The sequence below is a fragment of the Streptomyces sp. NPDC107562 genome (assembly GCF_055657325.1).
The window spans coordinates 473,866-497,273 of record NZ_JBVKBE010000001.1 but is presented as its reverse complement, the minus strand read 5'-3'; the positions used below and the strand labels follow the sequence as shown (position 1 = coordinate 497,273).

The 23,408-nt window shown below is 72.0% G+C and carries 21 protein-coding genes; 14 read left to right on the top strand and 7 right to left on the bottom strand.

The genetic code is table 11. The features are described 5' to 3' along the window. The first annotated feature begins 46 nt into the window (after positions 1–46). Genes ACZ7LV_RS02315 through ACZ7LV_RS02285 form a run of 7 tightly spaced genes read left to right on the top strand, consistent with a single transcriptional unit; the run spans position 47 to position 10,233 of the window. A complete protein-coding gene (locus tag ACZ7LV_RS02315; protein ID WP_471934904.1) occupies positions 47–1,633 on the top strand; it encodes a nitroreductase family protein in 1,587 nt (528 codons plus the stop codon). Between the two features lie 12 nt (positions 1,634–1,645). Further along, positions 1,646–4,366, top strand: coding sequence for a lantibiotic dehydratase (locus tag ACZ7LV_RS02310; RefSeq protein ID WP_471934903.1), 2,721 nt, complete (start codon positions 1,646–1,648; stop codon positions 4,364–4,366). A 26-nt stretch (positions 4,367–4,392) separates the two neighbouring features. Continuing rightward, on the top strand, positions 4,393–5,409 hold the full coding sequence (locus ACZ7LV_RS02305; protein ID WP_471936066.1) for a lantibiotic dehydratase C-terminal domain-containing protein: 1,017 nt from the start codon (positions 4,393–4,395) through the stop codon (positions 5,407–5,409). Next, the gene (locus tag ACZ7LV_RS02300) at positions 5,406–6,527 is read left to right on the top strand and encodes a peptidase M50 (protein WP_471934902.1); all 1,122 of its coding nucleotides are present in this window, start codon (positions 5,406–5,408) and stop codon (positions 6,525–6,527) included. Before ACZ7LV_RS02305 ends, ACZ7LV_RS02300 begins: the two co-directional genes overlap by 4 nt. A gap of 24 nt (positions 6,528–6,551) precedes the next feature. Next, entirely contained in the window at positions 6,552–7,553 is a 1,002-nt protein-coding gene (locus ACZ7LV_RS02295; RefSeq protein ID WP_471934901.1) for an ABC transporter ATP-binding protein, read from the top strand. After that, the gene (locus ACZ7LV_RS02290) at positions 7,550–8,305 is read left to right on the top strand and encodes an ABC transporter permease (RefSeq protein WP_471934900.1); all 756 of its coding nucleotides are present in this window, start codon (positions 7,550–7,552) and stop codon (positions 8,303–8,305) included. Before ACZ7LV_RS02295 ends, ACZ7LV_RS02290 begins: the two co-directional genes overlap by 4 nt. Continuing rightward, positions 8,302–10,233 (top strand): TOMM precursor leader peptide-binding protein, encoded by a 1,932-nt coding sequence (locus tag ACZ7LV_RS02285; protein WP_471934899.1) that lies wholly within the window; start codon positions 8,302–8,304, stop codon positions 10,231–10,233. The genes ACZ7LV_RS02290 and ACZ7LV_RS02285 overlap by 4 nt, the downstream gene beginning before the upstream one ends. 118 nt (positions 10,234–10,351) lie before the next feature. On the opposite strand, the gene ACZ7LV_RS02280 is transcribed toward ACZ7LV_RS02285, so the two are convergent. Beyond that, positions 10,352–10,528 (bottom strand): thiazolylpeptide-type bacteriocin, encoded by a 177-nt coding sequence (locus ACZ7LV_RS02280; RefSeq protein ID WP_053760578.1) that lies wholly within the window; start codon positions 10,526–10,528, stop codon positions 10,352–10,354. 167 nt (positions 10,529–10,695) lie between these two features. Here ACZ7LV_RS02280 and ACZ7LV_RS02275 point away from each other — a divergent pair, with 167 nt between their 5' ends. Beyond that, the gene (locus ACZ7LV_RS02275) at positions 10,696–11,994 is read left to right on the top strand and encodes an amidohydrolase (protein ID WP_471934898.1); all 1,299 of its coding nucleotides are present in this window, start codon (positions 10,696–10,698) and stop codon (positions 11,992–11,994) included. A 112-nt stretch (positions 11,995–12,106) separates the two neighbouring features. Beyond that, the gene (locus ACZ7LV_RS02270) at positions 12,107–12,967 is read left to right on the top strand and encodes an RNA polymerase sigma factor SigF (protein ID WP_401668883.1); all 861 of its coding nucleotides are present in this window, start codon (positions 12,107–12,109) and stop codon (positions 12,965–12,967) included. Positions 12,968–13,003: 36 nt separating this feature from the next. On the opposite strand, the gene ACZ7LV_RS02265 is transcribed toward ACZ7LV_RS02270, so the two are convergent. Beyond that, entirely contained in the window at positions 13,004–14,191 is a 1,188-nt protein-coding gene (locus ACZ7LV_RS02265) for a phospholipase D-like domain-containing protein (RefSeq protein WP_471934897.1), read from the bottom strand. A 498-nt stretch (positions 14,192–14,689) separates the two neighbouring features. On the opposite strand from ACZ7LV_RS02265, the gene ACZ7LV_RS02260 reads away from it, so the two are divergent. From ACZ7LV_RS02260 to ACZ7LV_RS02250, 3 genes are all read left to right on the top strand, one after another. Beyond that, positions 14,690–15,238: a hypothetical protein gene (locus tag ACZ7LV_RS02260; protein ID WP_471934896.1), complete on the top strand. Its 549-nt coding sequence runs from the start codon at positions 14,690–14,692 to the stop codon at positions 15,236–15,238. 114 nt (positions 15,239–15,352) lie between these two features. Then, positions 15,353–16,021, top strand: coding sequence for a class F sortase (locus tag ACZ7LV_RS02255; protein WP_471934895.1), 669 nt, complete (start codon positions 15,353–15,355; stop codon positions 16,019–16,021). A 123-nt stretch (positions 16,022–16,144) separates the two neighbouring features. Further along, on the top strand, positions 16,145–16,687 hold the full coding sequence (locus tag ACZ7LV_RS02250; RefSeq protein WP_471934894.1) for a snapalysin family zinc-dependent metalloprotease: 543 nt from the start codon (positions 16,145–16,147) through the stop codon (positions 16,685–16,687). A 63-nt stretch (positions 16,688–16,750) separates the two neighbouring features. On the opposite strand, the gene ACZ7LV_RS02245 is transcribed toward ACZ7LV_RS02250, so the two are convergent. Further along, positions 16,751–17,218, bottom strand: coding sequence for a winged helix-turn-helix transcriptional regulator (locus ACZ7LV_RS02245; RefSeq protein WP_471934893.1), 468 nt, complete (start codon positions 17,216–17,218; stop codon positions 16,751–16,753). A 93-nt stretch (positions 17,219–17,311) separates the two neighbouring features. Here ACZ7LV_RS02245 and ACZ7LV_RS02240 point away from each other — a divergent pair, with 93 nt between their 5' ends. Further along, positions 17,312–17,806, top strand: a complete 495-nt coding sequence (locus ACZ7LV_RS02240) for a PaaI family thioesterase (RefSeq protein WP_471934892.1) — start codon at positions 17,312–17,314, stop codon at positions 17,804–17,806. An 18-nt stretch (positions 17,807–17,824) separates the two neighbouring features. Here the strand turns inward: ACZ7LV_RS02240 and ACZ7LV_RS02235 are convergent, their stop codons facing one another. Both ACZ7LV_RS02235 and ACZ7LV_RS02230 read right to left on the bottom strand, forming a co-directional pair. Beyond that, the gene (locus ACZ7LV_RS02235) at positions 17,825–18,832 is read right to left on the bottom strand and encodes a zinc-dependent alcohol dehydrogenase family protein (RefSeq protein ID WP_471934891.1); all 1,008 of its coding nucleotides are present in this window, start codon (positions 18,830–18,832) and stop codon (positions 17,825–17,827) included. A gap of 122 nt (positions 18,833–18,954) precedes the next feature. Beyond that, positions 18,955–19,299 carry an ArsR/SmtB family transcription factor gene (locus tag ACZ7LV_RS02230; RefSeq protein WP_471934890.1) on the bottom strand — a complete coding sequence of 115 codons (345 nt, stop codon included), beginning with the start codon at positions 19,297–19,299 and terminating at the stop codon, positions 18,955–18,957. A 232-nt stretch (positions 19,300–19,531) separates the two neighbouring features. On the opposite strand from ACZ7LV_RS02230, the gene ACZ7LV_RS02225 reads away from it, so the two are divergent. Then, positions 19,532–20,941, top strand: a complete 1,410-nt coding sequence (locus tag ACZ7LV_RS02225) for an MFS transporter (RefSeq protein ID WP_471934889.1) — start codon at positions 19,532–19,534, stop codon at positions 20,939–20,941. Here ACZ7LV_RS02225 and ACZ7LV_RS02220 read toward each other — a convergent pair whose 3' ends face one another. Together ACZ7LV_RS02220 and ACZ7LV_RS02215 are read right to left on the bottom strand one after the other, a co-directional pair. Next, complete coding sequence (locus ACZ7LV_RS02220) at positions 20,942–22,315, bottom strand: APC family permease (protein WP_471934888.1); 1,374 nt, start codon at positions 22,313–22,315, stop codon at positions 20,942–20,944. Between the two features lie 128 nt (positions 22,316–22,443). Next, on the bottom strand, positions 22,444–23,184 hold the full coding sequence (locus tag ACZ7LV_RS02215; RefSeq protein ID WP_471934887.1) for a GntR family transcriptional regulator: 741 nt from the start codon (positions 23,182–23,184) through the stop codon (positions 22,444–22,446). Positions 23,185–23,408: the final 224 nt, after the last annotated feature.

Below are 23,408 nucleotides of genomic sequence, written 5' to 3'. Positions count from 1 at the left end.
CACCCGCACCGCTCACCGCCCCCACGCCACACAAGAGGAGACCTCCGTGGGCTACGCCCATGACTACGCGACGGCCATCATGCACAGGGGCCGCATCCCGATGGAGCCCGCCGACTTCGTGCCCGACTGGGCGGACCGGCCGCGCAAGGCGAAGTACTACCCGGGTGCAGAGTCGTTCCCGCTCCCCGAGGCGCGCTACCCCGCGCACGCCACGGTGACGGCCGGCTGCCTGCCCGAGGCCGACCGGGACACGGCGGAGCCCTTCACCCTGCCCCTGCTGTCCGGCATGCTGCAGGACTCCTACGGGCTGGTGGGCCGGCGCCTCGCCGTCCAGGCCAACACCGACCTCGGGGCCCTGCCGCACTACACGCAGGCCAACTGGTCCCGGGGCACGGCCTCCGGCGGCGGCCTGTACCCGGTGAGCGTCTACTGGGTCTCGGGCCCCTCGGGCCCGCTCACCCCCGGCGTGCACTACTACTCCCCGCTGCACCACTGCATGCAGCGGCTGCTGGCGGGTGACGTCAGCGGCGAGGTGCGCGCCGCGCTCGGAGCGCACGGCGAGGCGACGGACCAGTACCTGGTGCTCGGCGTCAAGTACTGGCAGAACGCGTTCAAGTACAACAGCTTCTCGTTCCACGCCGTGAGCATGGACGTGGGGGCGCTGCTGGGCACCTGGCAGATCTGGGCGCGCGCCCGTGGGCTGCGGCTCGCGCCCGCCCTCTGGTTCGACGAGGCACGGCTGGCCGGCCTGCTGGGCCTCGGCGAGGACGAGGAGGGACTGTTCGCCGTCGTCCCGCTGGTCTGGGACGGCCCCCGGCCCGCCACGGACCCGGCGGAGACGGGCCGCGCGGCGGTCCGCCGGCGCGATCGTGAACGGTCCCGGACCGTGCTCGACTTCGACACACTGCGGCGCATCCACCGTGCGACGGCGGAGCACGCGAGCGACCGTCCGGCGCCGGGCGCGCTCGACGGGTCGGCGCCGGCCGCCCCGACCGGCGCCGTGGAGCCGGTCGCGCTGCCGCCCGCCGCGTTCCCCGAGGTCGATGTGCGCACGGCGCTGCGCACGCGCCGCAGCAGCTTCGGCCGCTTCGACGCCACCGTCCCCGTGACCACGGCGCAGCTCGCCACGACGCTGGCCGCGTGCGCCGCGACCCGGCTCGGCGGCGACGCGGAGCCCGCGGGCACGCCGCGGCAGGCGCGGCTGTACGCCTTCGTCAACCATGTGGAGGGCGTCGAGCCCGGCGCGTACGCCTACGAACCCGACACGCACACGCTGCGGCCGGTGGCGCCCGGCGCACCGGGCTCGTTCCTTCAGAAGAACTACTTCCTGTCCAACTACAACCTCGAACAGACCGGCGCGGTCCTCGTGCCCACCGTGCGTACGACCGCGGTCCTCGACGCCGTCGGCGACCGGGGCTACCGGCTGGTCAACGCCACCGTCGGCGCGATCGCGCAGACCTTCTACACCGCCTCGGCCGCGCTCGGCCTCGGCGCGGGTGTCGCCCTCGGCTTCGACAACATCTCGTACATCGAGGAGTTGGGCCTGGCGGACACCGGGGAGGCGCCGCTGCTCATCATGCTGCTCGGCAACGAGCGGCCGCACCCCGCCGACTTCCGCTCCGACATCGCCTGACGGGGAGCCGCCATGACACCGACGACAAGCTGGCAGCCCGGCCGCCGCTTCCTGCTGCGGGTGGCGGGGCTGCCCATCGAGACCGTCCGCGACCTGCGCTGCCCCGATGGCGTCCGCTGGGCCGACGACGTCCTGTCGGCCGAGGAGAGCCTGCTGGAGCGGGGCAGGGAACTGAGCGACGTCCTGCACGCGCTCGTGCCGGCCGCCGAGCGGGCGTTCCCCGACGACGAGGGCGGGCGACGCCGTCACCTGCTCGCGCTGCGCCGGGACGTCTTCAACAACCGCGTGCCGAAGGGCGGCACGTCCGCGCTCGGCCTGATCGAGGCCCTGGACCCGGCCGCGGCCGAGCTGACCCGGGAATGGCTCGACGGCCGGCGGGCGCTGGACGAACTGCGCCACCGGGGGGCCCCGCTGCTCGACGGTGAACTCGCCCGGACACGGGCCGCGTTGCGCGGGCTGCTCGACGAGGACCGGCTGCGCGACGGGCTCCTCCTGGCCTCGCCGACGCTGGACGCCCGACTGGAGCCGTACGTCCGCCTCGGCGCGGGGGCGCGCCCCGACAAGCGGCTGCGCAAGATCGAGCGCTCGGTGCTGTCGTACCTGTACCGGACGGCCTGCAAGACCAGCCCGTTCAGCACGTTCACGGGCGTGGCCCTCGGCACCTTCGACGACGGCGACGACCCCTCGGTGCGTCTTCGCGCCGAGTGGCGCGGCCGGGTGCGGCTGAACGTCGTGGTGCTGGCCCGGTTCGCGGAGCAGATCCTCGCCGTCCCGGCGCTGCGCGCCGACCTCCCCGTGCGGCTCGCCTCGGGCTGGGGCAGCGACGACCACCGGGTGCGCTACGTGCGGCGCTGGGTGACGACGGGCGACGACGACGCGGCGGTCACCTTCGACGCGGTCAAGGACCGGTTGTTCTTCCTGCGGCGCAGCGGGACGCTGGACCGGCTGATCGCGCGCCTGAGCGAACGCGACATGCGCTACGGGGAGGTGGTGGACTGGCTGTGCGCCGAGTACGGCGCGGACGACGAGCTCGGGGAGTCGTACGTGTCGGCGCTCCTGCAGCTCGGCATGATCCGCGTGCCGTGCCTGGACACCGACGTGCACGCCGTCGACCCGTTGCGCGCCTTCCAGGACGCCCTGCGGGCGCTGGAGCGGCCGTGGGCCGCCGAGCTCGCCACGCGGCTCGACACCGCGGCCTCGCTGGTCGACACCTATCCGCAGGCGAACACGGCGGGGCGCGCCCGGCTGCTGCGCCGGCTGCGGGTCTGTCTCGGGGACGCGCAGGGGCTGTTGGGCGCCCATGAGGCCGCCCTGCCCCAGACCCTGCTCTACGAGGACGCCGACGCGGGCGACGACATCTCGTGCGGGCTGGGCGCCTGGACCGGGGCGGACGGCGGGGCACTGCGCTCCCTGGAGCGGATCCTGCCCGCGTTCGACCTGACCCTGCCGCAGCGGGTGACGTTCCAGGGGTTCTTCCTCGCCCGCTACGGCAAGGGTGGCCGGTGCGACGACCTGCTCGGTCTCGTGCACGACTTCCACGAGGACTTCTTCGACCAGTACCTGTCCTTCAGCGCCAAGCGCTCCCCCTTCGACGCCCAGGGCGACTACGTGCCGGAGGAGAACTGGCTGGGGCTCGCCGGGATCAAGGCCCTGGACCGGGGGCGGCAGGCGTTCATCGGCCGGATGCGCGCGCTGTGGGCGCAGCACTCCGGCGAGGGCGACATCGTCCTGGAGGACGGCCACCTCGCCGAGGTCGCCGCCGAACTGGAGGGCCTCGGCTCCCCGTTCACTCCGCAGAGCCACCATCTCCAGGTGACCGAGGAGGACGGCGAGCGGCTGCTCGTGCTCAACCGCTCCTACGGCGGACTGTCGTTCCCGTTCAGCCGCTTCACGCACGTCTGGGACGACGGCCCCGGCCCCGCCGTCTCGGACCTGCTGCGGGAACAGGCCGCGCGGCTCACCCCGCCCGGAGCCGTCCTGGCGGAACTCACCGGCGGCCCCGTCACGAGCAATCTCAACCTGCACGGACGCCTCACGGACTACCAGATCGTGTGTCCCGGCGAGGCGAGCAGCGTCCCCGAGGACCGCCGCATCCACCTGGACGACCTGTGCCTGGAGCACGACGAGGCCGAGGACCGCCTGGTGCTGCGCTCCGCACGCCTGGGATGCGAGGTCATTCCCGTGTACCTGGGCTACCTGGTGCCGCTCGCCCTCCCGGAGACGCCACGCACGTTGCTGCTGCTGTCGCCCACGTCGATGGCACCGCTCGACGTCTGGGCCGGGGTGGCGCAGGGCCCGGCGCACCAGGGCGTGACCCGGCGTCCGCGGGTCCGGCACGGCGACCTCGTGCTGGCCCGGCGCGGCTGGTCCACCACCGCGGCGTCGCTGCCGATCCGTCCGGCCGGCACCCCGGAAGACGAGGTGTTCCTGGCCTGGCGGCGCTGGCACCGTGAACACGGCCTGCCCGCCCGGGTCTTCGCCACCGTCTCCAGCGGCCCCCGGGGCGGCGCGGGCGCCAAGCCGCAGTACCTGGACTTCGACAGCTTCCTGTCGCTGACCGCGTTCGAGGCCCTGGTCAAGTCGCCGGACGACCGCGTGGAGCTGCGCGAGATGCTGCCCGCCGAGAACGGTCTGCACGTCGTGTCCGAGCGGGGCAGCCATGTCGCCGAACTCTCCGTCGAGACCTTCACCGCCACCCGACGCACCGAGGAGATCTCCCCGTGTCCGAGCTGAACCCCTCTCCCGGCGCGTGGCAGGCCATGCACATCTTCTACGCCGCCAACCCCCAGCCCCTGCTGGTGAACTGCGTGGGCCCGCTGATCGCGGGACTGCGGGACGACGGGCTGCTCGCCGGCCACTTCTTCATCAACTACTGGCTGGAGGGCCCGCACGTCCGCCTCCGCCTGCAGCCCGCGACCGAGGAGGCGACGCCCGAGGTGCGGCGCCGCGCCGAGGAGGCCGTCGACGCCTTCCTGCGCAGCCGGCCGGCGCTCTACGAGGTCGACTCCGGCTTCCTCAACGAGTTCTACAACACGCTCTTCGAGATCGAGTTCCCGCAGGGCGATCGCGGCGACTTCATGGCGGAGGACGGCCGCATGCGGCTGCGTCCGAACAACTCCCGCTCCTACGAGCCCTACGAGCCCGAGTTCGGCAAGTACGGCGGTCCGGCGGGCGTCGCCCTCGCCGAGTGGCACTTCGCGCACTCCAGCGACCTCGTCATCGAGGCTCTCGGCTCCATGAACCTGCATCTGCGGACCGTGCTGCTGGGCACGTCGGCGCAGCTCATGATGGTCATGGCGAGCTGCTTCCTGCCCGACGAGGACGAACTCGCCGACTACCTGGAGCGGTACTACGAGTTCTGGCACCGCGCCTTCCCCGGCACCGGCTTCATCGGCTCCTCGGAGTACGACCGCAACTACGCCGAGATGGCGCCGCGGCTCGGCCGTCGCTTCGAGGAGATACGCCGGGCCGTCGCCGCCGGCCGGCTCGACCGGCTGCCGGCCTTCCTGCGCGGCTGGGCGGCGCACTGTCTGGAGCTGCGGGAGAAGGCGGTCGCCCTGGCCGAGGGGGGCGAACTGGTCTTCCGCTCCTGGGACGGCACCCGTGACGAGCAGGTCACCGACCCCGCGGTGGCCCTCCCGCTGCTGCTGTCGCCGTACATGCACATGACCAACAACCGGCTGCATGTGACGATCCGCGACGAGGCCTACCTCTCGCACGTGCTCGGGCGGGTCCTGCGCTCGGGCACCGAGGGCGCCGCGGAGGCCGCCTCATGAGCACCGAGCGGGCCGAGGTGCTCGCCCACCGTCCCCGCCTGCGGCCGGACATCCTGCTCACCGCGCCGCTGCTGCGCGGCGCGGCCACGGTGCACCTGATCAGGGACCCGGCCGACGGTTCCTCCTTCGAGGTCGGCCCGAAGGAGTACTTCCTCATCTCCCGGCTGGACGGGGAGCGGAGCCTCGCGGAGATCGGCGACGCGTACGCCTCCGTCTTCGGGCGCCGGCTGGGTGAGGCCAACTGGCGCCAGCTGCTGGGGCTGCTGGGCGCCAAACGTCTCCTCGTCGGCGCACCCGCGCCGCAGGCGGTCGTCGCACCCCCCGCACCCCCGGCACCGGCGCTCAGCGGCAACCTGTACCGGGGCAGCCTGCGCCTGGTCGCCGACGCGGGGGCCACCACCGCACGCCTGCACGGCGCGCTGCGTCCGCTGCTGCGCCGGCCGGTGCTGCTGCCGCTGCTGGCGCTCTGCCTGGCCATGGAGGCCGCCCTGGCCGCCGGGCTCGGCACGCTGGCGCGAGACACCTGGTGGCTGTTCCAGCAACCGGTCGCGCTGCTGGCCGTGTTCACCCTGCTGTGGCTCAGCACCGCCGGCCACGAACTGGCGCACGGCATCGCGGCCCGGCACTTCGGCGGCAGCGTGAGCGAGATCGGCCTGCGCTGGCGGCTGCCCGCCGCGATCATGTACTGCCGGGTCGACGACTACCGCTTCCTGCGCAGCCGGGGGCACCAGCTGACGGTCGGCGCGGCCGGCGCCTTCGCGAACCTGCTGTTCCTGCTGCCCTTCGCGCTGTGGTGGGCCGTGCTGGACACGGGCGATCCCACGCGCAGGGTGCTGTCGGGGCTGCTCCTGCTGGGCAGCGTTCAGGCACTGGTCAACCTGCTGCCCCTGCCTCCGCTGGACGGATACACCATCCTCTCCCACGTGCTCGGTGTGTCCCACTACGCGCCCGAGAGCGGGCGTTACCTGCGACTTCGGCTGCGCGACCGCCAGGCCGCGGCCGGCTATCCGCGCCGGGCGCGGGTTCTGTACACGGCATACGGGATCGGCTCGTCCGTTCTGGTCTGTCTGATCGCGGCCGCGTCGGTCACGGCCGTGCTGGTTCTGCTCGCCCCCTGACGGGCCTGTTTCGAGGAGCTGTTCATGACGGAGACGGAAACCGTGCCGGCGGACCCCGGCAACCACGCGGCGGACGCCGCGATCCACGTCGAGGGGGTGAGCAAGCGCTACGGGACCCGCCAGGCGCTGGACGGCGTCTCGCTGCGCGTGGCGCGGGGCGAGTTCTTCGGTCTGCTCGGGCCCAACGGGGCGGGCAAGACCACCCTGGTGGAGATCATGGAGGGCCTGCGCCAGGCCGACTCCGGCACTGTCGCCGTGCTGGGCGCCTCCCCCTGGCCACGCAATGTGGCCCTGCTGCCGCGCCTCGGTGTGCAGACCCAGTCCTCGGCCTTCTTCGTGCGTCTGACGGCGCACGAGCACCTGGCGACCGTCGCCGCCCTCTACCGCGCGGACCGCGCGGCGGTCGAACGGACGCTGGAGGCGGTGGCGCTGACGGAGCAGCGGGACACCCGCGTGGAGGATCTCTCCGGCGGTCAGCGTCAGCGGCTGGCGATCGCCTCCGCCCTGGTCCACGACCCCGAGCTGATCTTCCTGGACGAGCCGACCGCGGCGCTCGATCCGCAGGCGCGCCGGGACCTGTGGCAGGTCCTGCGCGGTCTGAAGGAGGCGGGCCGGACGATCGTGTACACCACGCACCACCTGGACGAGGCGGAAGCCCTGTGCGACCGGGTGGCGATCCTCGTGGAGGGCCGGATCGCGGCGCTCGACTCCCCGCGCGGACTGGTCGGCGCGGTGGGCTCGGCGACCTCGGTGCTGCTGCCGCCGGAGCGGATGACGGCGGCGGAGGCGGAGGCGATCGAGGGCGTGGACCGCGCCGTCCTGAGCGGCGGCAGCCTGGTCCTGGAGACCAGGACGTCCGGGAAGGTGATGTCGGCCCTCGACGCCCTCGGCGGCCTGGACGGCGTGCAGACCCGCTCGGCGACGCTGGAGGACGTCTACCTCCGGCTCACCTCCGCCGCCGACGCCGGCGGCACCCGGCAGACCCGGACCACCCCGCACACCGAGAACACGGAGCACCAGGCATGAGCGCATACGGGGCCCTGACGGCGGCCGGCTACCGGGCACAGGCCCGCGACACGGCGGCCCTCTTCTTCACCTTCGCCTTCCCGCTGGTCTTCCTGGTGGTCTTCGGGCTGATCTTCAACGGCCAGGAGGTGGAGGACACCGGCCGGCCCTACATCTCGTACATCGCGCCCGGCGTGATGTCGTGGGGTGTGGGCAACGCGGCCGTGTTCGGCATCGCCTTCACGCTGATGCAGTGGCGCCGGGACGACCTGCTGCGCCTGATCCGGATGACGCCGACGAGTCTGCCCACCGTGCTGGCCTCCCGCTACGTGCTGGCCCTCGCCATCGGTGTCGTCCAGGCCGTGGTGTTCGTCGCGGTGGCGATGCTCCCGCTGTTCGGCCTGGAGCTGGACTCCCGGTGGCCGCTGGCGCTGCCCGTGCTGCTGTTCGGCATCACCGCGTTCCTGTCCCTCGGCGTGATCATCGGCTCGTACGCCGACACCCCCGAGGCGGTGGCCGCCATCGCGAACTTCCTGATGGTGCCCATGGCGTTCCTGTCCGGCTCGTTCCTGCCGCTGGACATGATGCCGTCCTGGCTGCAGACGCTGTCCCGGGTGCTGCCGCTGCGCTACTTCAACGACGCCGTCTCCGCGTCCCTGACCGGCAACGGCAGTCTCGGTGACGTGGCCGTCGGCTGCGGCGCGCTCGTCGGCTTCACCGTCGTCTTCGCGGCCCTCGGCCTGAAGACCTTCCGCTGGAGCAACCGCACATGACGACGACCATCGTCCGGGACGGCGTCCCGCTCCAGGAGGCGGGGCGACGGCTGCGGTCGGCACTGGCCGAGCGGTGCGCCCCGGGCCGGGCCCCCGAGGTGGTGCCGCTCGGCGCACGCGACGTACGGGACGACCCGCTCGCCTCGGTACGGCCCACCGCCCTGGTCCATCTGACCTCCCGCGAGGTGCTGGTGGGGCCGTGGGGCGGCGACGCCGAGACGCGGGCCTGCGGGACGTGCCTCGCGATGCGCTGGCAGCGCCTGCGGTCGCGCACCGAGCGGGACGCCCTGGAGACGGGCACCCCGTGGAGCTTCGCCCCGCACTGGCCCGAGCAGCCCGCGTTCGTCGCGGACGCGGTGCACGCCCTGTACGAGGCGGTGACCGGCGCCCCGGCGCCGGTGCCGCCGGGCGGGACACCGGCCGACCGCGCACTGCCGCAGGTGTCCTGCCTGGACGTGGCGACCCTGACGGTACGGACCTTCCCGCTGTACGCCGATCCGCTCTGCCCGCACTGCGGCTCCGGCGGCACGGACAGCCGGCAGGACGCCGAACTCGCCCTGGTGAGCCGCCCGAAGCCGGCCGTGGACGGCTATCGGTTGCGGCCGGCGTCCTCCTACCCGCTGGCACCGGCGGCGCTCGCGAACCCGGTCACCGGCCTGCTGGGCGCCGGGACCTGGCTCAACGTCACCTCACCCACCACCGCACCGGTCGCGGGCAGCGTGTTCATGCGCGGCTACGCGGGCCTGACCGACGTGACCTGGAGCGGTCAGGCGAACGGCTTCGCCGCCAGTCGCGACCTGGCGTTCCTGGAGGGCCTGGAGCGCTACGCCGGCACCCACCGGCGGCGCGGCACAAAGCTCCTCACCGCCTCGTACAACAGCCTGGGCGAGGACGCGCTCCACCCGGCCGACTGCGGCTTCTACGCCCCGGAGACCTATCGCGACGACCCGCTCGTCGACCCGTTCGACGCCGACCGGCCGATCCCGTGGGTGTGGGGCTACTCCCTGCGCGACGACCGGCCGTTGCTGGTCCCGGCCCGCCTGGTGCATTACAGCGCGGGGCTGGCGGCGGACAACTTCGTCTTCGAGTGCTCCAACGGCTGCGCGATCGGCAGCTGTCTGGAGGAGGCGGTCCTCGGCGGGCTGCTCGAACTGATCGAGCGGGACGCCTTCCTGCTCGCCTGGTACGGCGGGACCCGGCTGACCGAGATCGACCTGTCGACGGTCGGCGACCCCACCGTCCGCGCCATGATCGACCGCGCCGCGCTCCAGGGCTACGACGTGCACGCCTTCGACAACCGCGTCGACCTCGCCGTACCCGTGGTGACCGGTCTCGCGGTACGGCGGGACGGCGGGCCCGGCCTGTACTCCTTCGGCGCCGGCGCCTCGCTCGACCCGGCCTCCGCACTGGAGGGCGCCCTGTCCGAGGTGCTGACCTACATTCCGCACCTGCCCGGCCAGGTCCGCGAGCGGCAGGGCGAACTGGAGGCGATGGCCGCCGACTTCACCAAGGTGCTGCACCTGAAGGACCACGCCCAGTTGTACGGACTGCCCGGCATGGCGGTGCATGTGGAGCCGTACCACCGGCCCCGCGAGGTCCGTCCGATGGCGGACGTCTACGCCGCGTGGGAGGCCTCCGGCCGGCCACGCACCGGCGATCTGGCGGACGACGTGGCGCTGTGCCGCGACGAGGTGGTGCGGGCCGGGCACGACGTGGTCGTCGTGGACCAGACCACGCCGGAGCAGCGGCGGATGGGGCTGCGCACGGTCTGTGTGCTCGCCCCCGGTCTGCTGCCGATCGACTTCGGCTGGTCCCGTCAGCGTGCGCTCGGGATGCCCCGGCTGCGCACCGCGGCCCGTCGCGGCGGGCTGCGTGACACGGACCTGGAGGGGTGGGAGATCCGCCGGGTCCCGCACCCGTTCCCCTAAGGCCCACAAGGCGACGGCCGGGTCGCCGCTTCCCCCTCCCGAAGGAGTGGGGAGCGGCGACCCGGCCGTTTCGGCGTCCGGCGGCGGGGCCGGACGCCGACGTGCTGCGGGCCTGTGATCAGGCGCTGCAGGAGGTGGTGCTGGTGGTGGAGGAGCAGGTCGAGGTGGAGGAGCAGCTCGTGGAACCGGCGAGCACGACCTCGCTGGCGTCCGAGTAGTCCGAGATCTCGAAGGTCTCCGACTCGAGCTCCAGGATCTCGTCGGCGAGGGCGGCGAGGGTCGACTTGTCAGCCATGGTCACTCCTGAGGTGAGGTCACCACCGGGCCGGTCCCGGGGTGTTCGGCCCTTTCATTGGACCGGTCGCCACTGACGCATCCAGGTGCCGCCCGCTGTCAGGGCGCTGTCGTGGGGTGACAGCGAGGTGACAGCGGCCGGCCGGCCGGGCGCCGGATCATGTCCGGGTGAGCACAGCGGCGATCGTCCCCCCGGGCACATACGGTTCGGTCCTCCGGCAGTTGGACGCGGTGCTGCGCCCCCTCACCGTGTTCGCGATGGACCTGCACGGGCATCCGGAGCCCTCGGGCGAGGAGTCCCGCACCGCCGCCCGCCTGGCCGACGCGCTGACGGCGGAGGGGTACGCGGTGACGCGGGGCGTCGGCGGCCACGGTGTGGTCGGCGTCCTGGAAGGAGGCGAGGGACCACGCGTCTACCTGCGGGCAGAACTGGACGCCCTGCCGATCCGGGAGCGGACCGGCCTGCCCTACGCCGCCCAAGGCCCCTTCATGCATGCCTGCGGCCATGACCTGCACGTCGCCGCCGTGCTCGGCGCCGCGACGCTCCTGGCCCGGGCGCTGCCGCACTGGCGGGGCACCGTGGTCGTCGTCGGCCAGCCGGCCGAGGAGACGCTGACCGGTGCGCGCGCCATGCTGGAGGACGGCCTGTACGCACGCTTCGGCCGTCCCGACGTCGTGCTCGCCCAGCACACCGCCCCCCTCCTGGGCGGCATGGTGGCCCACGGCTACGGGCAGCCCGTGCTGGCCGGCAGCGTCCAGCTGGACGTCACCCTGCACGGCCGGGGCGGCCACGCCGGGGCCCCGCACCTGACGGTGGACCCGGTGCTCGCGGCCGCCGCGACGGTGCTGCGGCTCCAGGGGATCGTGTCCCGCGAGTGCGCGCCCGCCGAGCAGACCACCGTCACCGTCGGCCGGATCCATGCCGGCGCGCACAGCGGCGTCGTGCCGGACAGCGCGGCGCTCGGCATCACCGTGCGCGCACTGTCGCAGGCGTCCCTGGACCGTGCCGTGGCGGCCGTCGAGCGAGTCGTACGGGCCGAGTCGGCCGCGTCCGGCTGTCCACGCGACCCCGACGTCACGGTGGTCTCGCGATCGCCCGCCACGCTGCCCGACGGGGAGGTGACGGCGGTGACGCGCGAGGCCCACCGCGAGGTACTGGGGGCCGAACGGGTCGTGCCCTGGGCGCCGTCGACGGCCACGGAGGACTTCGGCCTGTACGGCGACGCCGGCCTAGAGATCCACGGCTGCGCCGGGATTCCGCTGGGCTACTGGATGGTCGGGGTCGTGGGCCCGCGCCAGTGGGCGGCCACGAGCGGCGCGGACGTCGCGGAGAGGCTCGCGTCGCTGCCGCCGAACCACTCCCCCGCGTTCGCCCCCCACCTGCCCATCGCCCTGCCGTCGGCGACGAAGGCGATGACGGCAGCGGCCCTGGCCCTCCTGGGCCGCCCACCGGCGACGCAGAACTGACCCGCCTCCGTCGAGAGTCGGGTGCATGCCCGGCGTGATGCCGGGTAGGCGCCGTATCATCGACCCGCCGACGGACGGGTCGATGAATCTGCACAGGGAGGGGCTGGGAACAATGACCGCGACCGCGATATCGAGCACGAGGACCGGCGTCGAGCAGGATGCCGTCGGCGTACTGCCCGAGGTGGCCGACCCGGCGAAGGTCGCGCCGAAGGACGCGCGGTCCTTGTCGAAGCAGTTCTTCGAGCGGCTCGCCGTACTGGAGGAGGGCACGCCCGAGTACCAGTACGCCCGCAACACCCTGATCGAGATGAACACCTCTCTCGTCCGCTACGCCGCCGGGCGCTTCCGCAGCCGCGGCGCGGACGAGATGGAGGACATCGTCCAGGTCGGCATCATCGGGCTGATCAAGGCGATCGACCGGTTCGAGCTGACGCGTGAGGTCGAGTTCACCTCGTTCGCCATCCCCTACATCGTCGGGGAGATCAAGCGGTTCTTCCGTGACACCTCCTGGGCCGTGCACGTGCCGCGCCGCCTGCAGGAAGCCCGTGTCGAACTGGCACGCGCCACCGAGGAACTGCGCTCCCGCCTGGACCGCATGCCGACGGTCAAGGAGCTGGCCGAGCTGATGAACCTCTCCGAGGAGGAGGTCATCGAGGCCCGGATCGCCTCCAACGGCTACAACTCCGCCTCCCTGGACGCCACGCTCGGCGGCAGCGAGGAGGGCGAGTCGGTGCTGGCCGACTTCATCGGCACCGAGGACGCGGCCATGGAGCTGGTGGAGGACTTCCACGCCCTGGCCCCGCTGATCGCCGAGCTGGACGAGCGGTCCCGGCAGATCCTGCACTGGCGCTTCGTCGACGAACTCACCCAGGCGCAGATCGGCGAACGCCTCGGCTGCTCCCAGATGCACGTCTCCCGGCTGCTCTCACGCACCCTCAAGCGCCTGCGCCGGGGCATGCTCGCCACCAACTGAGCACCGCACGGCCGCGGCCTCCCGTCGCCGGATCCGCTACAGGAACCGGCGTACGGGCAGGACCGCGGCCTCCCGTACCCGCTCCAGCATGGCGCGGCGCTTCCAGCGCCCCGCGTCCATGGCGACGCTGCGTTCGAGGTCCGCGTCGAAGTCCCGGTCGAGCCCGGCCGTGAAGTCCTCGTCGAGGACGGCGAGCATGACCTCCTCGTCGTGGTCCATGGAACGCCGGTTGAAATTGGTGGAGCCGATCAGCGAGGCCAGCCCGTCCACCGTGATGATCTTGGCGTGCATCATGGTCGGCTGGTACTCGCAGATCGAGACGCCCGACGCCAGCAGCCGCTCGTAGTGGTACCGGCCGGCGAGCTGGCAGGCCCGCTGGTCGGTGTGCGGGCCGGGCAGCAGGATCTCGACCGTGACGCCGCGCCGCGCGGTCGCGCACAGCAGGTCGATGAAGTAGGTGTCCGGTGCGAAGTAGGCGGTGGCCAGCCGGAAGCGTGACTCGGCGGAGGTGAGCATGACCCGGATGAGGGTCTGCATGTCCTGCCAGCCGAAGCTCGCCGAACCGCGCACGACCTGGACGACGGAGTCGCCGGGCTGCTCGTGCTCGGTGAAGCGGTCCCGGTCGTCGTAGAGCTCGTCATGGCACTCGGCCCAGTTCTGGGCGAAGGCGGCGGCGATGCCGTCGACGGCGGGGCCGCGCACCTTGACGTGGGTGTCGCGCCATTCGCCGGGGTTGCGGGCGTCGCCGCACCACTCCTGGGCGATGCCGACGCCACCGGTGAAGGCCGTGTGCTCGTCCACCACCAGCGCCTTGCGGTGGCAGCGGTGGTTCTGCTTGAACGGCGACAGCCGCAGGGGCTTGCGGAACCAGGCGACCTGCACACCGGCCGCGTCCATCTCGTCCAGCAGGTCCTGCTCTATCTCCTTGGCGCCGAAGCCGTCCAGCAGCAGCCGTACCCGCACACCGGCCCGGGACCGTTCCGCGAGCGCGGCGGCGAAGTCACGGGCGATGCGGCCGCGCCAGTACACGAACGTCATCATGTCGATCGTGTGCTCGGCGGTCCGGATCGACTCCAGCATCGCGGGGAAGATCTGGTCGCCGTTGCGCAGGGCGACGAGTTCGTTCCCTTCCGTCGCGGCCACGCCGATCAGCCGCTCCAGGCGACGACGGAGCCGCAAGATGCCCACCGGGGCGGCGTCGGGGCGCTCTTCGGCGACGGTCATGCGCTCGTCCGGACAGCGAGGACGGACTCCCCGACGGGTGCCGAGACCAACTGTGACATCGCCTTCCTCCTTCGGCCCGCCCCTCGGACCAGCGGGAAGCCTAAACGTCAGGGCCCTCCACGTCCATCCGCGCCCTGGTCCTCGCCGGCCCGGGCCACATGTCCGTCCGGCCGCAGCAGCACGGCGGCCACGTCGAGTTCGGCACCGGCGTCCACGACATGGGCGACCCGGCCCTCCCGGCCAACCGCCGAGATCCGGCCTGGGTCAGGGGGGTTCGGCCGCCCCACGGGCACGTCCGCGGGCATCCGGGTGACATCGGACTGAGCCGACAGGGGGACGCGGCGGCGTGTCGCTGGGACAGACGGGTGGCACGCTGACACGGCTGGGCGGCCCGGATGGTGCGCGGCAGGGGACTGGCCGACGGTGGTTCGTGTCGAGGCCGGGTTCATTCCAGTTGATGACGTGTCCGCTGCCCGGCCACGGCGGAAGGACACCGATATGCGTTCTGCCCGCATTCTTCTCGCCACGGCGGCCACCTCCGCCGCGCTCACCTTCGCCACGCCCGGCGGCGCCTTCGCCGCACCGGGCGAGGACCACGGCGGTCGCGACGACTCCTCGTACAGCAAGGAGCACGACAGCGGCTCCGGCCAGGACTACGACAAGAGCTCCGGAGATCACGACAAGTCATACAGCAAGGACTACGACAAGGACAGCAACCACGACGGACCGCGCGGCGGAATGCACACCGGCGGTGGGGCGCTCTCCGCCGTGCAGGGCGGTGACGACTGGAGCTCCGGCCACGGCGACAGCGACCACGAGGAGTCCTACAAGGACAAGGACGAGGACTCCTACAAGGACAAGGAGGGCGGGCACGGCAAGGACAGCTGGGGCGGTGGCGACCACGACAAGCCGCGTGGCGGCATGCACACCGGCGGCGGCGGCCTCGCCTCGCCCGGCGTCACCACGGGTGGGCTGGCCATTCTCGCCGTGGGCGCCACCGGCATGTACGCGCTGCGCCGCAAGAAGGCCATCGAGCAGGGGTCCTGACCGGTCCCCCGCCCTCCAGGGACGCGGCCGCCGCCGGCGCACACCGTGCCGGCGGCCCGCGCCGCTCCCCAGCCCTGAAGCCCGTGCTGTCGTGCCCGAGTGAGGTGTTGCCCGATGACAGCTGGTCCCCCCTCCGCGCCCCCTTCCGAGCGGGCGACGGACGGTCAGCACCCCGGCCGTGGCGGACGACTGACCCTGTGGGGCGTGGCGATCATCATCATCGCCGTCAGCGTGTTCGGAGACCATCAGCAGCCCGACTCCACCCCGCAGTCCTCCCGTACCCCGGGCTCCTCCGCCGCGTCCACGGACGCCGGGCGGAGCGCGCGGCCGCTGCCTCGCTCCACCCCGGTCCGGCTGCTCATCCCGAGCATCTCCGTGGACGCGCCCTTCACCTCGCTCTCGGTCGGTGACACGGGCCAGCTGGAGCCGCCGCCCGCGGCCGACACCAATCTCGTCGGCTGGTACGCCAAGGGCGTGTCACCTGGTGAGGCGGGGGCCTCGATCATCGCCGGGCACGTCGACACGGCCACCTCGGCGGCCGTCTTCGCCGAGCTCTACGCACTCCGGCCCGGCGACCGCTTCTCCGTGGACCGGGCCGACGGGCGCAAGGCGGACTTCGTCGTGGACGACACGGAGACCTTCGCCAAGGACGACTTCCCGGACCAGCGGGTGTACGCCGACACGGATCGCCCCGAGGTCCGGCTCATCACCTGCGCCGGGGACTACGACCACTCGGTGAAGGACTACACGGAGAACCTGGTGGTCTTCGCCCATCTCGTGTGACGTGGCGACGCCGACGGCAGGGCCGGCGGGGCGGATTGAGGGATTGGCGGTCGGCGGGGACGGGCAGGGTGCCCAGCAGAACGTGGCATGAACACGCCCACCTTCCCCCACAGGAGGCCGACCTTGCACGCACGCACGTTCGTCCCCATCCTCGCCGCCACCTTCGCGGCCACCCTCGCCACCGCGGGTCAGGCGTACGCCGCCGCGCCGGCCCCCGCGGCGCGCGTCGTCACCTACGACGCCGCCGCGTCCGCCGAGTTCAGGGCCGCCGTCGACCGGGGCGCGGCCATCTGGAACGAGAGCGTGGACGGCGTCGAGCTGCGTCCGGCCGCGTCCGGGCAACGCGCGAACATCCGCGTCCTGGCCGACAACGGCTGGCCCCGGGCCCTGACCACCTCGCTCGGCAACGGCACCGTCTACATCGGACGGCAGGCCGTGAACCAGGGTTACGACACGGTCCGGATATCGGCGCACGAACTGGGCCACATCCTGGGCCTTCCGGACCGAAAGCCCGGCCCCTGCACGAGCCTCATGTCGGGGTCCAGCGCGGGCGTGTCCTGCACGAACCCTTATCCCGACGCGGCGGAGAAGGCGGAGGTGGAGGACAACTTCGGTTCAGCACTCGCACGACCGGCGGGTGCGGTGGCCGGCTGGGTGGTGGACTGACGCACCGTCGCGCGGGGACGGGCTCGCCGTCCCCGCGCACGTCACAGCCGCGCGATCGTGGGTTCAGCGCGGCACGCGGGCGGAGGCTCCGGGGTGGGTGCAGGCGTCCCAGGGAGTGAGCGCGCCATGGCCGCCCGGACAGACGATCACCGCCTCCACCGCCTCGCCGCAGTCACGGTGGCGGACTTCGAGGGGCGGCCCTTCGGGATCGGCGGTGTAACGGTCCCCCCACTGCTTGAGCGCGAGCATCGCGGGCCACAGGTCCCAGCCCTTGGGCGTGAGCCGGTACTCGTACCGTGTCCGGCTGCCGGGTTCGCGGTACGGTCTGGTCTCCAGGATCTGGGCGTTCACCAGCTTGCGCAGACGGTCCGCCAGCACCGCCTCGGACAGCCCCATGTGGCGGCGGAAGTCGTCGAAGCGGCGCACGCCGTTCATGGCGTCGCGCAGCACCAGCAGCGACCACTTCTCGCCGACGAGTTCGAGGGTGCGCTGCACCGTGCAGTTCTCGGTACTGGTCTCCAGCCAGGTCATGCGCCCATCGTAGGCTGGCTTCGGCATTGACATCCAGAGGTACGGCTAGCTAGCTTCGCATTCCATAGTCAGTTGTTCACGGAGGGGTCCCCCATGGTCAGGTCACGCACGTTCGAATGGGAGGACCCCCAGGTGTCCGCGGCGGCGGTCGGGCGGGCGAGCGGCCTGGAGTTCCTGCAGGACGTGCTGGCCGGTCGGCTGCCCGCCCCGCCCATCGCCGCGACCCTCGGCTTCGGCCTGGAGGAGGTCGAGGCGGGTCGCGCGGTCTTCGTGATGGAACCGGGCGAGGAGCACTACAACCCCATCGGCAGCGTCCACGGAGGCGTCTACGCGACGCTGCTCGACTCCGCCGCCGGCTGCGCCGTGCAGTCCGTCCTGCCCGCGGGCATGGGCTACACCTCGCTCGACCTGACCCTGAAGTTCCTGCGCCCGATCACCGTGGACACCGGCAAGGTGCGCGCCGTGGGCACCGTGCTCAGCCAGGGCCGCCGCACCGCCCTCGCGCAGGCGGAGCTGTTCGACGCCCGCGACCGCCTCCTCGCCCACGCCACGAGCAGTTGCATGCTCCTCCCCGTTCCCGCCCGGTAGGAACGGCGGCGTCCGGGGTCAGGAGACGGCGGTGGGGTGGGTGACCGTGACGACGATCTTGCCGACCTGGCCGTTGCTCTCCATGTAGCGGTGGGCCTCGGCGATGTCGGCGAGGTCGAAGGTGCGGTCGACGACCGGGACGAACGAGCCCGAGGCCAGGCCCGCGCCGACGAACGCCACCGCGCGGCGCAGCCGCTCCGGGTCGGTGGTGATCTCGAAGAGCGTGTACGTCCGGGTGGTCAGCGCCGGATAGGACCGCGCGTTCGGCAGCGGGGTGGGTCGGGGGTCGAGGGCGCCGTACACCACGAGGCTGCCGCCGGGGGCGATGCCCTGGGCGAGGGTCTCGACGCCGGGTCCCGCGATCGGGTCGAACGCCAGCCGGACGCCCGCGCCGCCGGTGATGTCCTCGATGCGGGCGGGGAGGTCCTCCTCGTCGGTGACGATCACATGGGCCGCGCCGGCGTCCAGCAGGCGCTGCCTCTTGCCCTTGCCCCGTGTGGTCGCGACGGGGATCGCGCCGACGTGGCGGGCCATTTGGAGGGCGGCGAGCCCGACGCTGCTGGAGGCGGCGGTGATCAGGACGTGGTCGCCGGGACGCACCTCGCCCGACTCGACGAGGGGGCCGTAGGCGGTGATGTAGGCCATCCACACGGCCGCGGCCCGTACGGCGTCGACGTCCGCGGGGCGGGGAACGACGGCGGCGGCCGGGACGACGACGTGATCGCCGTAGGTGCCGTACTCGCTCTGCAGGAACGCAGGCACCACGGCGACCAGGTCGCCTTCGGTGAAGGCGTCCACGCCAGCGCCGACCGCGTCGATCACACCCGCGGCCTCGTAGCCGAGACCGGAGGGGAAGCGCGGCCTGTCGAAGTAGCTGCCCTCGCGGTACATGATCTCGGCGCGGTTCAGGCCGATCGCGTCGACGCGGATCCGCACCTCCCCCGCGCCCGGGGCGGCCGTCTCCACGTCGCGGAGGGTGAGAACCTCGGGGCCGCCCAGTCGGTCGAACTGCACACGCCTAGCCATGGTGGATCCGTTCCAGGAGGAGGGTCGGGTGGAGGACACCGCTTCAGCCCGGTGTCCGCAGCCACCATCCTGGCCCTTACTTCGATTGGCGTCAAACTTTGAGACCCATCGAAGTATATGGATCAGACGGCTCCCGCCTCCGCGAGGGACGCGGCCACGACCGACGAGAGCACGCCGGGGAAGCGTTCCTCCAGCTCGTCCGTGCGCAGCGTGTTCATCTTCGCGGTGCCCACGTAGTACTGCCGTATCACGCCGGATTCACGCAGGACGTTGAAGTGGTGGGTCAGGGTCGACGTGGAGACGGGCGCCTCGAAGGCGCCGCAGGCCATGTCGCCGTCCGACCGGGTCAGCTGGGACACCAGCATCCGGCGCACCGGGTCCCCCAGCGCCTCCAGCACCTGCTGCAGCGCGACCTCGGAGATGTCGGGGTGCTCGATCGTCCGGGCGGCGGCACGGGGGCGGGCCATGGCGGCTCCTTGGGGTGACTCGATCCGTTGGGGACATCGTACGACCGCGGTCGAAGCTTCCCGGCGCCACGGGATCCCGGTGTCTCACATCGCGGTATCGATTTTCCGGCAGGTAAGACCCCTGAGAACGTGGAGGTGTCCGTACGCTTCGCACGGTCTGTCGGCGAGGGGGGCCTGTCGCGGAGGTTCGGGCGCACGCGACCGCTCCGCACCTCGCACGAAAGACCGAGCAATGCCCGCACCAGCCACCGGCACACCTCAGACGCCCGTCAATCCGAGGTCCCGCGTCCTCGTCGCCAGCCTCATCGGCACGACGATCGAGTTCTACGACTTCTACATCTACGCGACCGCCGCCGTGCTGGTCTTCCCGTCCCTCTTCTTCCCGAGCAGCGACCCCACCACGGCCCTGCTGGCGTCCTTCGCGGTCTTCGGCGCCGCGATGGTCGCGCGCCCGATCGGGGCAGTCTTCTTCGGGCACCTCGGCGACCGGCTGGGGCGCAAGCGGACCCTGGTCATCTCCCTGCTGACCATGGGCATCGCCACGTTCCTCATCGGCGCCCTGCCCACCTACGCCCAGGCCGGCTGGATCGCCACCGCGCTGCTGGTGCTGATGCGGCTCGCGCAGGGCTTCGCGCTCGGCGGCGAGTGGAGCGGTGCCGCGCTGGTCGCCACCGAGAACGCCCCCCGCGGCAGGCGTGCCCTGTACGGCACCTTCCCGCAGCTGGGCGCGCCGCTCGGCTTCATCATCGGCAACGGACTCTTCCTGGTCATCGGTGCGCTGCTGCCGTCGGCGGCGGGCGCCGACCCCACGCAGCCCTCCGACGCCTTCGTCAGCTGGGGCTGGCGGATCCCGTTCCTGTTCTCCGCCGTGATGGTCGTGATCGGCCTGTGGGTGCGGTCGCGGCTCGTGGAGTCCGCGGTCTTCACCAGGACCCGCGAGACCGGGAAGGTGCGCAAGCTGCCGCTGGCCACCGTGGTCCGCGGCCACTGGAGGCAGTTGATCCTCGGCACGTTCATCATGCTGGCGACGTATGTGCTCTTCTACCTGATGACCACGTTCTCGTTGAGCTTCGGACGCACCGCGAAGGACGCGGCCGTGCCGGGCCTCGGCTACAGCTACACCACGTTCGTGCTGATGATGATCTTCGGTGTGCTGTTCTTCGCCGCGTTCACCCTGATCTCCGGGCCGCTCGCCGACCGGTACGGACGGCGCACGACCCTGATCTGGGTGACGGCCGCGATCGTGGTCTTCGGGCTGGTCTGGGTGCCGCTGATCGACCTGGGCACGCTCGGCGTGGTGCTGTGGCTCGTGCTCGGCTTCACCTTGATGGGCATGACGTTCGGTCCGATGGGCGCGCTGCTGCCCGAGCTCTTCCCCACCAGCGTGCGCTACACCGGGTCCGGTATCTCCTACAACGTCAGCTCGATCCTCGGGGCGGCCGTCGCGCCGTTCATCGCGGTGGCCCTGTGGGAGACCGGCGACGGCTCGCCGTGGCTGGTCGGTGTCTACCTCTCCGCGATGGCCGTGCTCACGCTGACCGCGCTCCTGCTCGGCAAGGAGACCAAGGACATGTCCCTGGACGAGGGGGAGACCGCCTCCGCCGGTCACGACGAGCGTCCCGTGCCGTCGGACGCTCCCTGATCAGGCGGCTTCCTCCTCGCCCCGCGACCTCATCACCCACTTGTTCAGCCCCCACAGGGCGACACCGAGGGCCAGCAGCACACCCGCCCGGATGTAGACGTCCGCGGGGCGGTCCGACAGGGGGCTGGCCAGGATCAGGCAGGTGATGGCGCCCAGCACCGGCAGCGCCGTAGGTGTGCGGAAGTGCCGGTGCTCGACGCGGTCGCGGCGCAGGACCAGGACGGCGATGTTGACGACGGCGAAGACGCACAGCAGCAGGAAGGCCGTGGTGTCGCCGAGGCCCGCGATCTCCCCGGTGGAGACCAGGCCGATGGCGAGCAGCGACACGAAGACGATGCCGACGACCGGGGTGCGGCGCTGCGGAAGGACTCGGCCGAGGGCGCGCGGCAGGATGCGCTCGTTGGCCATGCCGTAGCACAGCCGGGAGGCCATCATGATGTTGATGAGGGCCGAGTTGGTGACCGCGAACAGGGCGATCAGCGCGAAGAGTTTCGGCGGGAAGTTCAGACCGCCGGCCTTGACGACCTCCAGCAGCGGGCCGCTGGAGCCCTGCAGCACGCGGTGGTCGACGAGCAGCGAGGAGACCAGGGCGACCAGCACGTAGATGGTCCCGGTGACGGCGACGCCGATGAAGATGGCCCGCGGAAAGGCACGTACCGGATCCTTGGTCTCCTCGGCCATGTTGACGGAGTCCTCGAAGCCGACGAAGGCGAAGAAGCCGAGGGCGGTCGCGCCGAGCACGCTGGTGATCAGCGCGTACCCGCTGCCCTCCGCCTGGAACTCGCCGAGCCGGGACGGCTCGCCGTCGCCGCTCAGCACCGCCCACGCGCCGATCGCCAGGATGATGAGCAGGCCGGTCAGTTCCACCAGGGTGAGGACCATGTTGGTCTTCACCGACTCGGACACCCCGCGAAGCGCCAGGGCCGCGAGGGCGAGGATGAAGAGGATCGCGATGAGCGTGGGCGGGAAGAAGTCGGTGAACTCGGCGAAGTAGTCACCGCTGAAGGCACGTGCCGCCGCGCTCGCCGAGGAGAGGCCCGAGCACATGACCATGAAGGCGACGATGAAGGTCAGGAACGGCACCTTGAAGGCCTTCTGGGTGTACAGCGCGGCCCCGGCCGCCTTCGGGTACTTCCCGACGAGTTCCACGTACGAGGCCGCCGTCAGGATCGCCACGAAGAACCCGATGACGAACGGCAGCCACAGCGCCCCTCCGACCTTGCCGGCGACCTGTCCGGTGGTGGCGTAGATGCCGGTGCCGAGGATGTCGCCGATCACGAACAGCAGCAGCAGTTTGGGCCCGATGGCACGCCGTAGCGGAGTACCGTCCCCGCCCTCCGGTGAGGCGACCGGGTCACTTACCGATGCGGACACGTGGACTCCCCCTGAAGGTGCGGTTACGGAACAACGTCTCCTCTGCCCGGCATCCCCGAAAGGCATGCGAAGGAGGCGCCGTCAGGGTGATCCGTGGGCGGTGCCGGCTCCGTGACGTCCGCCGGACGTCAGTCCACGCTCTTGCGGGCGAGGGCGTTGTTGCCGATGGAGTTGTGCACGCTGAAGCTCACCGCGTCCGAGCGGTAGCGGTCGTCGGACCACTCCACCGGGCGGCCCTCGTGTGTCGTCGTCACCCGTCGCACCCGCAGCAGCGGGCCGGTGCGGCGGATGCCGAGGAGGTCGGCGTCCTGCGCCCCGGCGGCGACGGCGTCGATGATGTGCTCGCCGTAGGCGAAGACCAGGCCCGTGTCCTCGAAGAGCCGCTGGGTGACCGACGCGCAGTCCGGCTCGATCGACCGCACCGCCGGGGCGATCCAGTCGGCGTACACCGTGCGCTCCAGGAGCACCGGTTCGCCGTCCAGTCCGCGCACCCGCAGCACGTGCAACACCTCGGTCCCCTCGGGGAGTTGGAGCCGGACCGCGTCCTCGGTCGTGGCCGGCCGGAGCTGCTGCTCGACCACCCGGCCCGTCGCCTCGCGGCCCATCGCGCGCGCCCACTGGGCGAAGCTGCGCAGTTCGGCGAAGCTCTGGCTGCGGCGGCTGGCGAGCACCACCCGGCGGGCGCCCTGGCGGGAGCCGATCAGCCCCTCGGCGGTGAGGCTCGCGACCGCCTGCCGGACGGTGCCGCGCGAGACGGCGTACTGCGCGGCGAGTTCCGTCTCGGAGGGCAGCCGCCCGCCGACCGCGTACTCCTCGCGGTCGATCGCGCGTCGCAGCGCCTCGGCGATCTCCTCGTGTCGCGCCGTCATGCCGCCCCTCTGAGGTAGTTGGTGTGCACAGCTTATGCAGCTTACGCAGCCTAATCGATGTTCGACGTGATCGGCGCCGGCCGGGATTGTGCAGGCAACTGGGGGGCATGGTTCGGTTCTCGTTCACTTTCAGGTCATTCTCAGCGGGCGTACTGAGGCCGACTTGTTCAGACAAGTTCTCGCCGCGGAATGATCCGCGGCACCTCACCCCGCAGCACCCACCC

Coding starts and splice junctions, on each gene's coding strand:
- ACZ7LV_RS02225 (WP_471934889.1), top strand. CDS start 19,532: ATGCCCGCACCAGCCACCGGCACACCTCAGACGCCCGTCAATCCGAGG.
- ACZ7LV_RS02300 (WP_471934902.1), top strand. CDS start 5,406: ATGAGCACCGAGCGGGCCGAGGTGCTCGCCCACCGTCCCCGCCTGCGG.
- ACZ7LV_RS02280 (WP_053760578.1), bottom strand. CDS start 10,528: ATGGCTGACAAGTCGACCCTCGCCGCCCTCGCCGACGAGATCCTGGAG.
- ACZ7LV_RS02245 (WP_471934893.1), bottom strand. CDS start 17,218: ATGACCTGGCTGGAGACCAGTACCGAGAACTGCACGGTGCAGCGCACC.
- ACZ7LV_RS02290 (WP_471934900.1), top strand. CDS start 7,550: ATGAGCGCATACGGGGCCCTGACGGCGGCCGGCTACCGGGCACAGGCC.
- ACZ7LV_RS02230 (WP_471934890.1), bottom strand. CDS start 19,299: ATGGCCCGCCCCCGTGCCGCCGCCCGGACGATCGAGCACCCCGACATC.
- ACZ7LV_RS02310 (WP_471934903.1), top strand. CDS start 1,646: ATGACACCGACGACAAGCTGGCAGCCCGGCCGCCGCTTCCTGCTGCGG.
- ACZ7LV_RS02285 (WP_471934899.1), top strand. CDS start 8,302: ATGACGACGACCATCGTCCGGGACGGCGTCCCGCTCCAGGAGGCGGGG.
- ACZ7LV_RS02260 (WP_471934896.1), top strand. CDS start 14,690: ATGCGTTCTGCCCGCATTCTTCTCGCCACGGCGGCCACCTCCGCCGCG.
- ACZ7LV_RS02265 (WP_471934897.1), bottom strand. CDS start 14,191: ATGACCGTCGCCGAAGAGCGCCCCGACGCCGCCCCGGTGGGCATCTTG.
- ACZ7LV_RS02255 (WP_471934895.1), top strand. CDS start 15,353: ATGACAGCTGGTCCCCCCTCCGCGCCCCCTTCCGAGCGGGCGACGGAC.
- ACZ7LV_RS02235 (WP_471934891.1), bottom strand. CDS start 18,832: ATGGCTAGGCGTGTGCAGTTCGACCGACTGGGCGGCCCCGAGGTTCTC.
- ACZ7LV_RS02270 (WP_401668883.1), top strand. CDS start 12,107: ATGACCGCGACCGCGATATCGAGCACGAGGACCGGCGTCGAGCAGGAT.
- ACZ7LV_RS02240 (WP_471934892.1), top strand. CDS start 17,312: ATGGTCAGGTCACGCACGTTCGAATGGGAGGACCCCCAGGTGTCCGCG.
- ACZ7LV_RS02295 (WP_471934901.1), top strand. CDS start 6,552: ATGACGGAGACGGAAACCGTGCCGGCGGACCCCGGCAACCACGCGGCG.
- ACZ7LV_RS02215 (WP_471934887.1), bottom strand. CDS start 23,184: ATGACGGCGCGACACGAGGAGATCGCCGAGGCGCTGCGACGCGCGATC.
- ACZ7LV_RS02305 (WP_471936066.1), top strand. CDS start 4,393: ATGCACATCTTCTACGCCGCCAACCCCCAGCCCCTGCTGGTGAACTGC.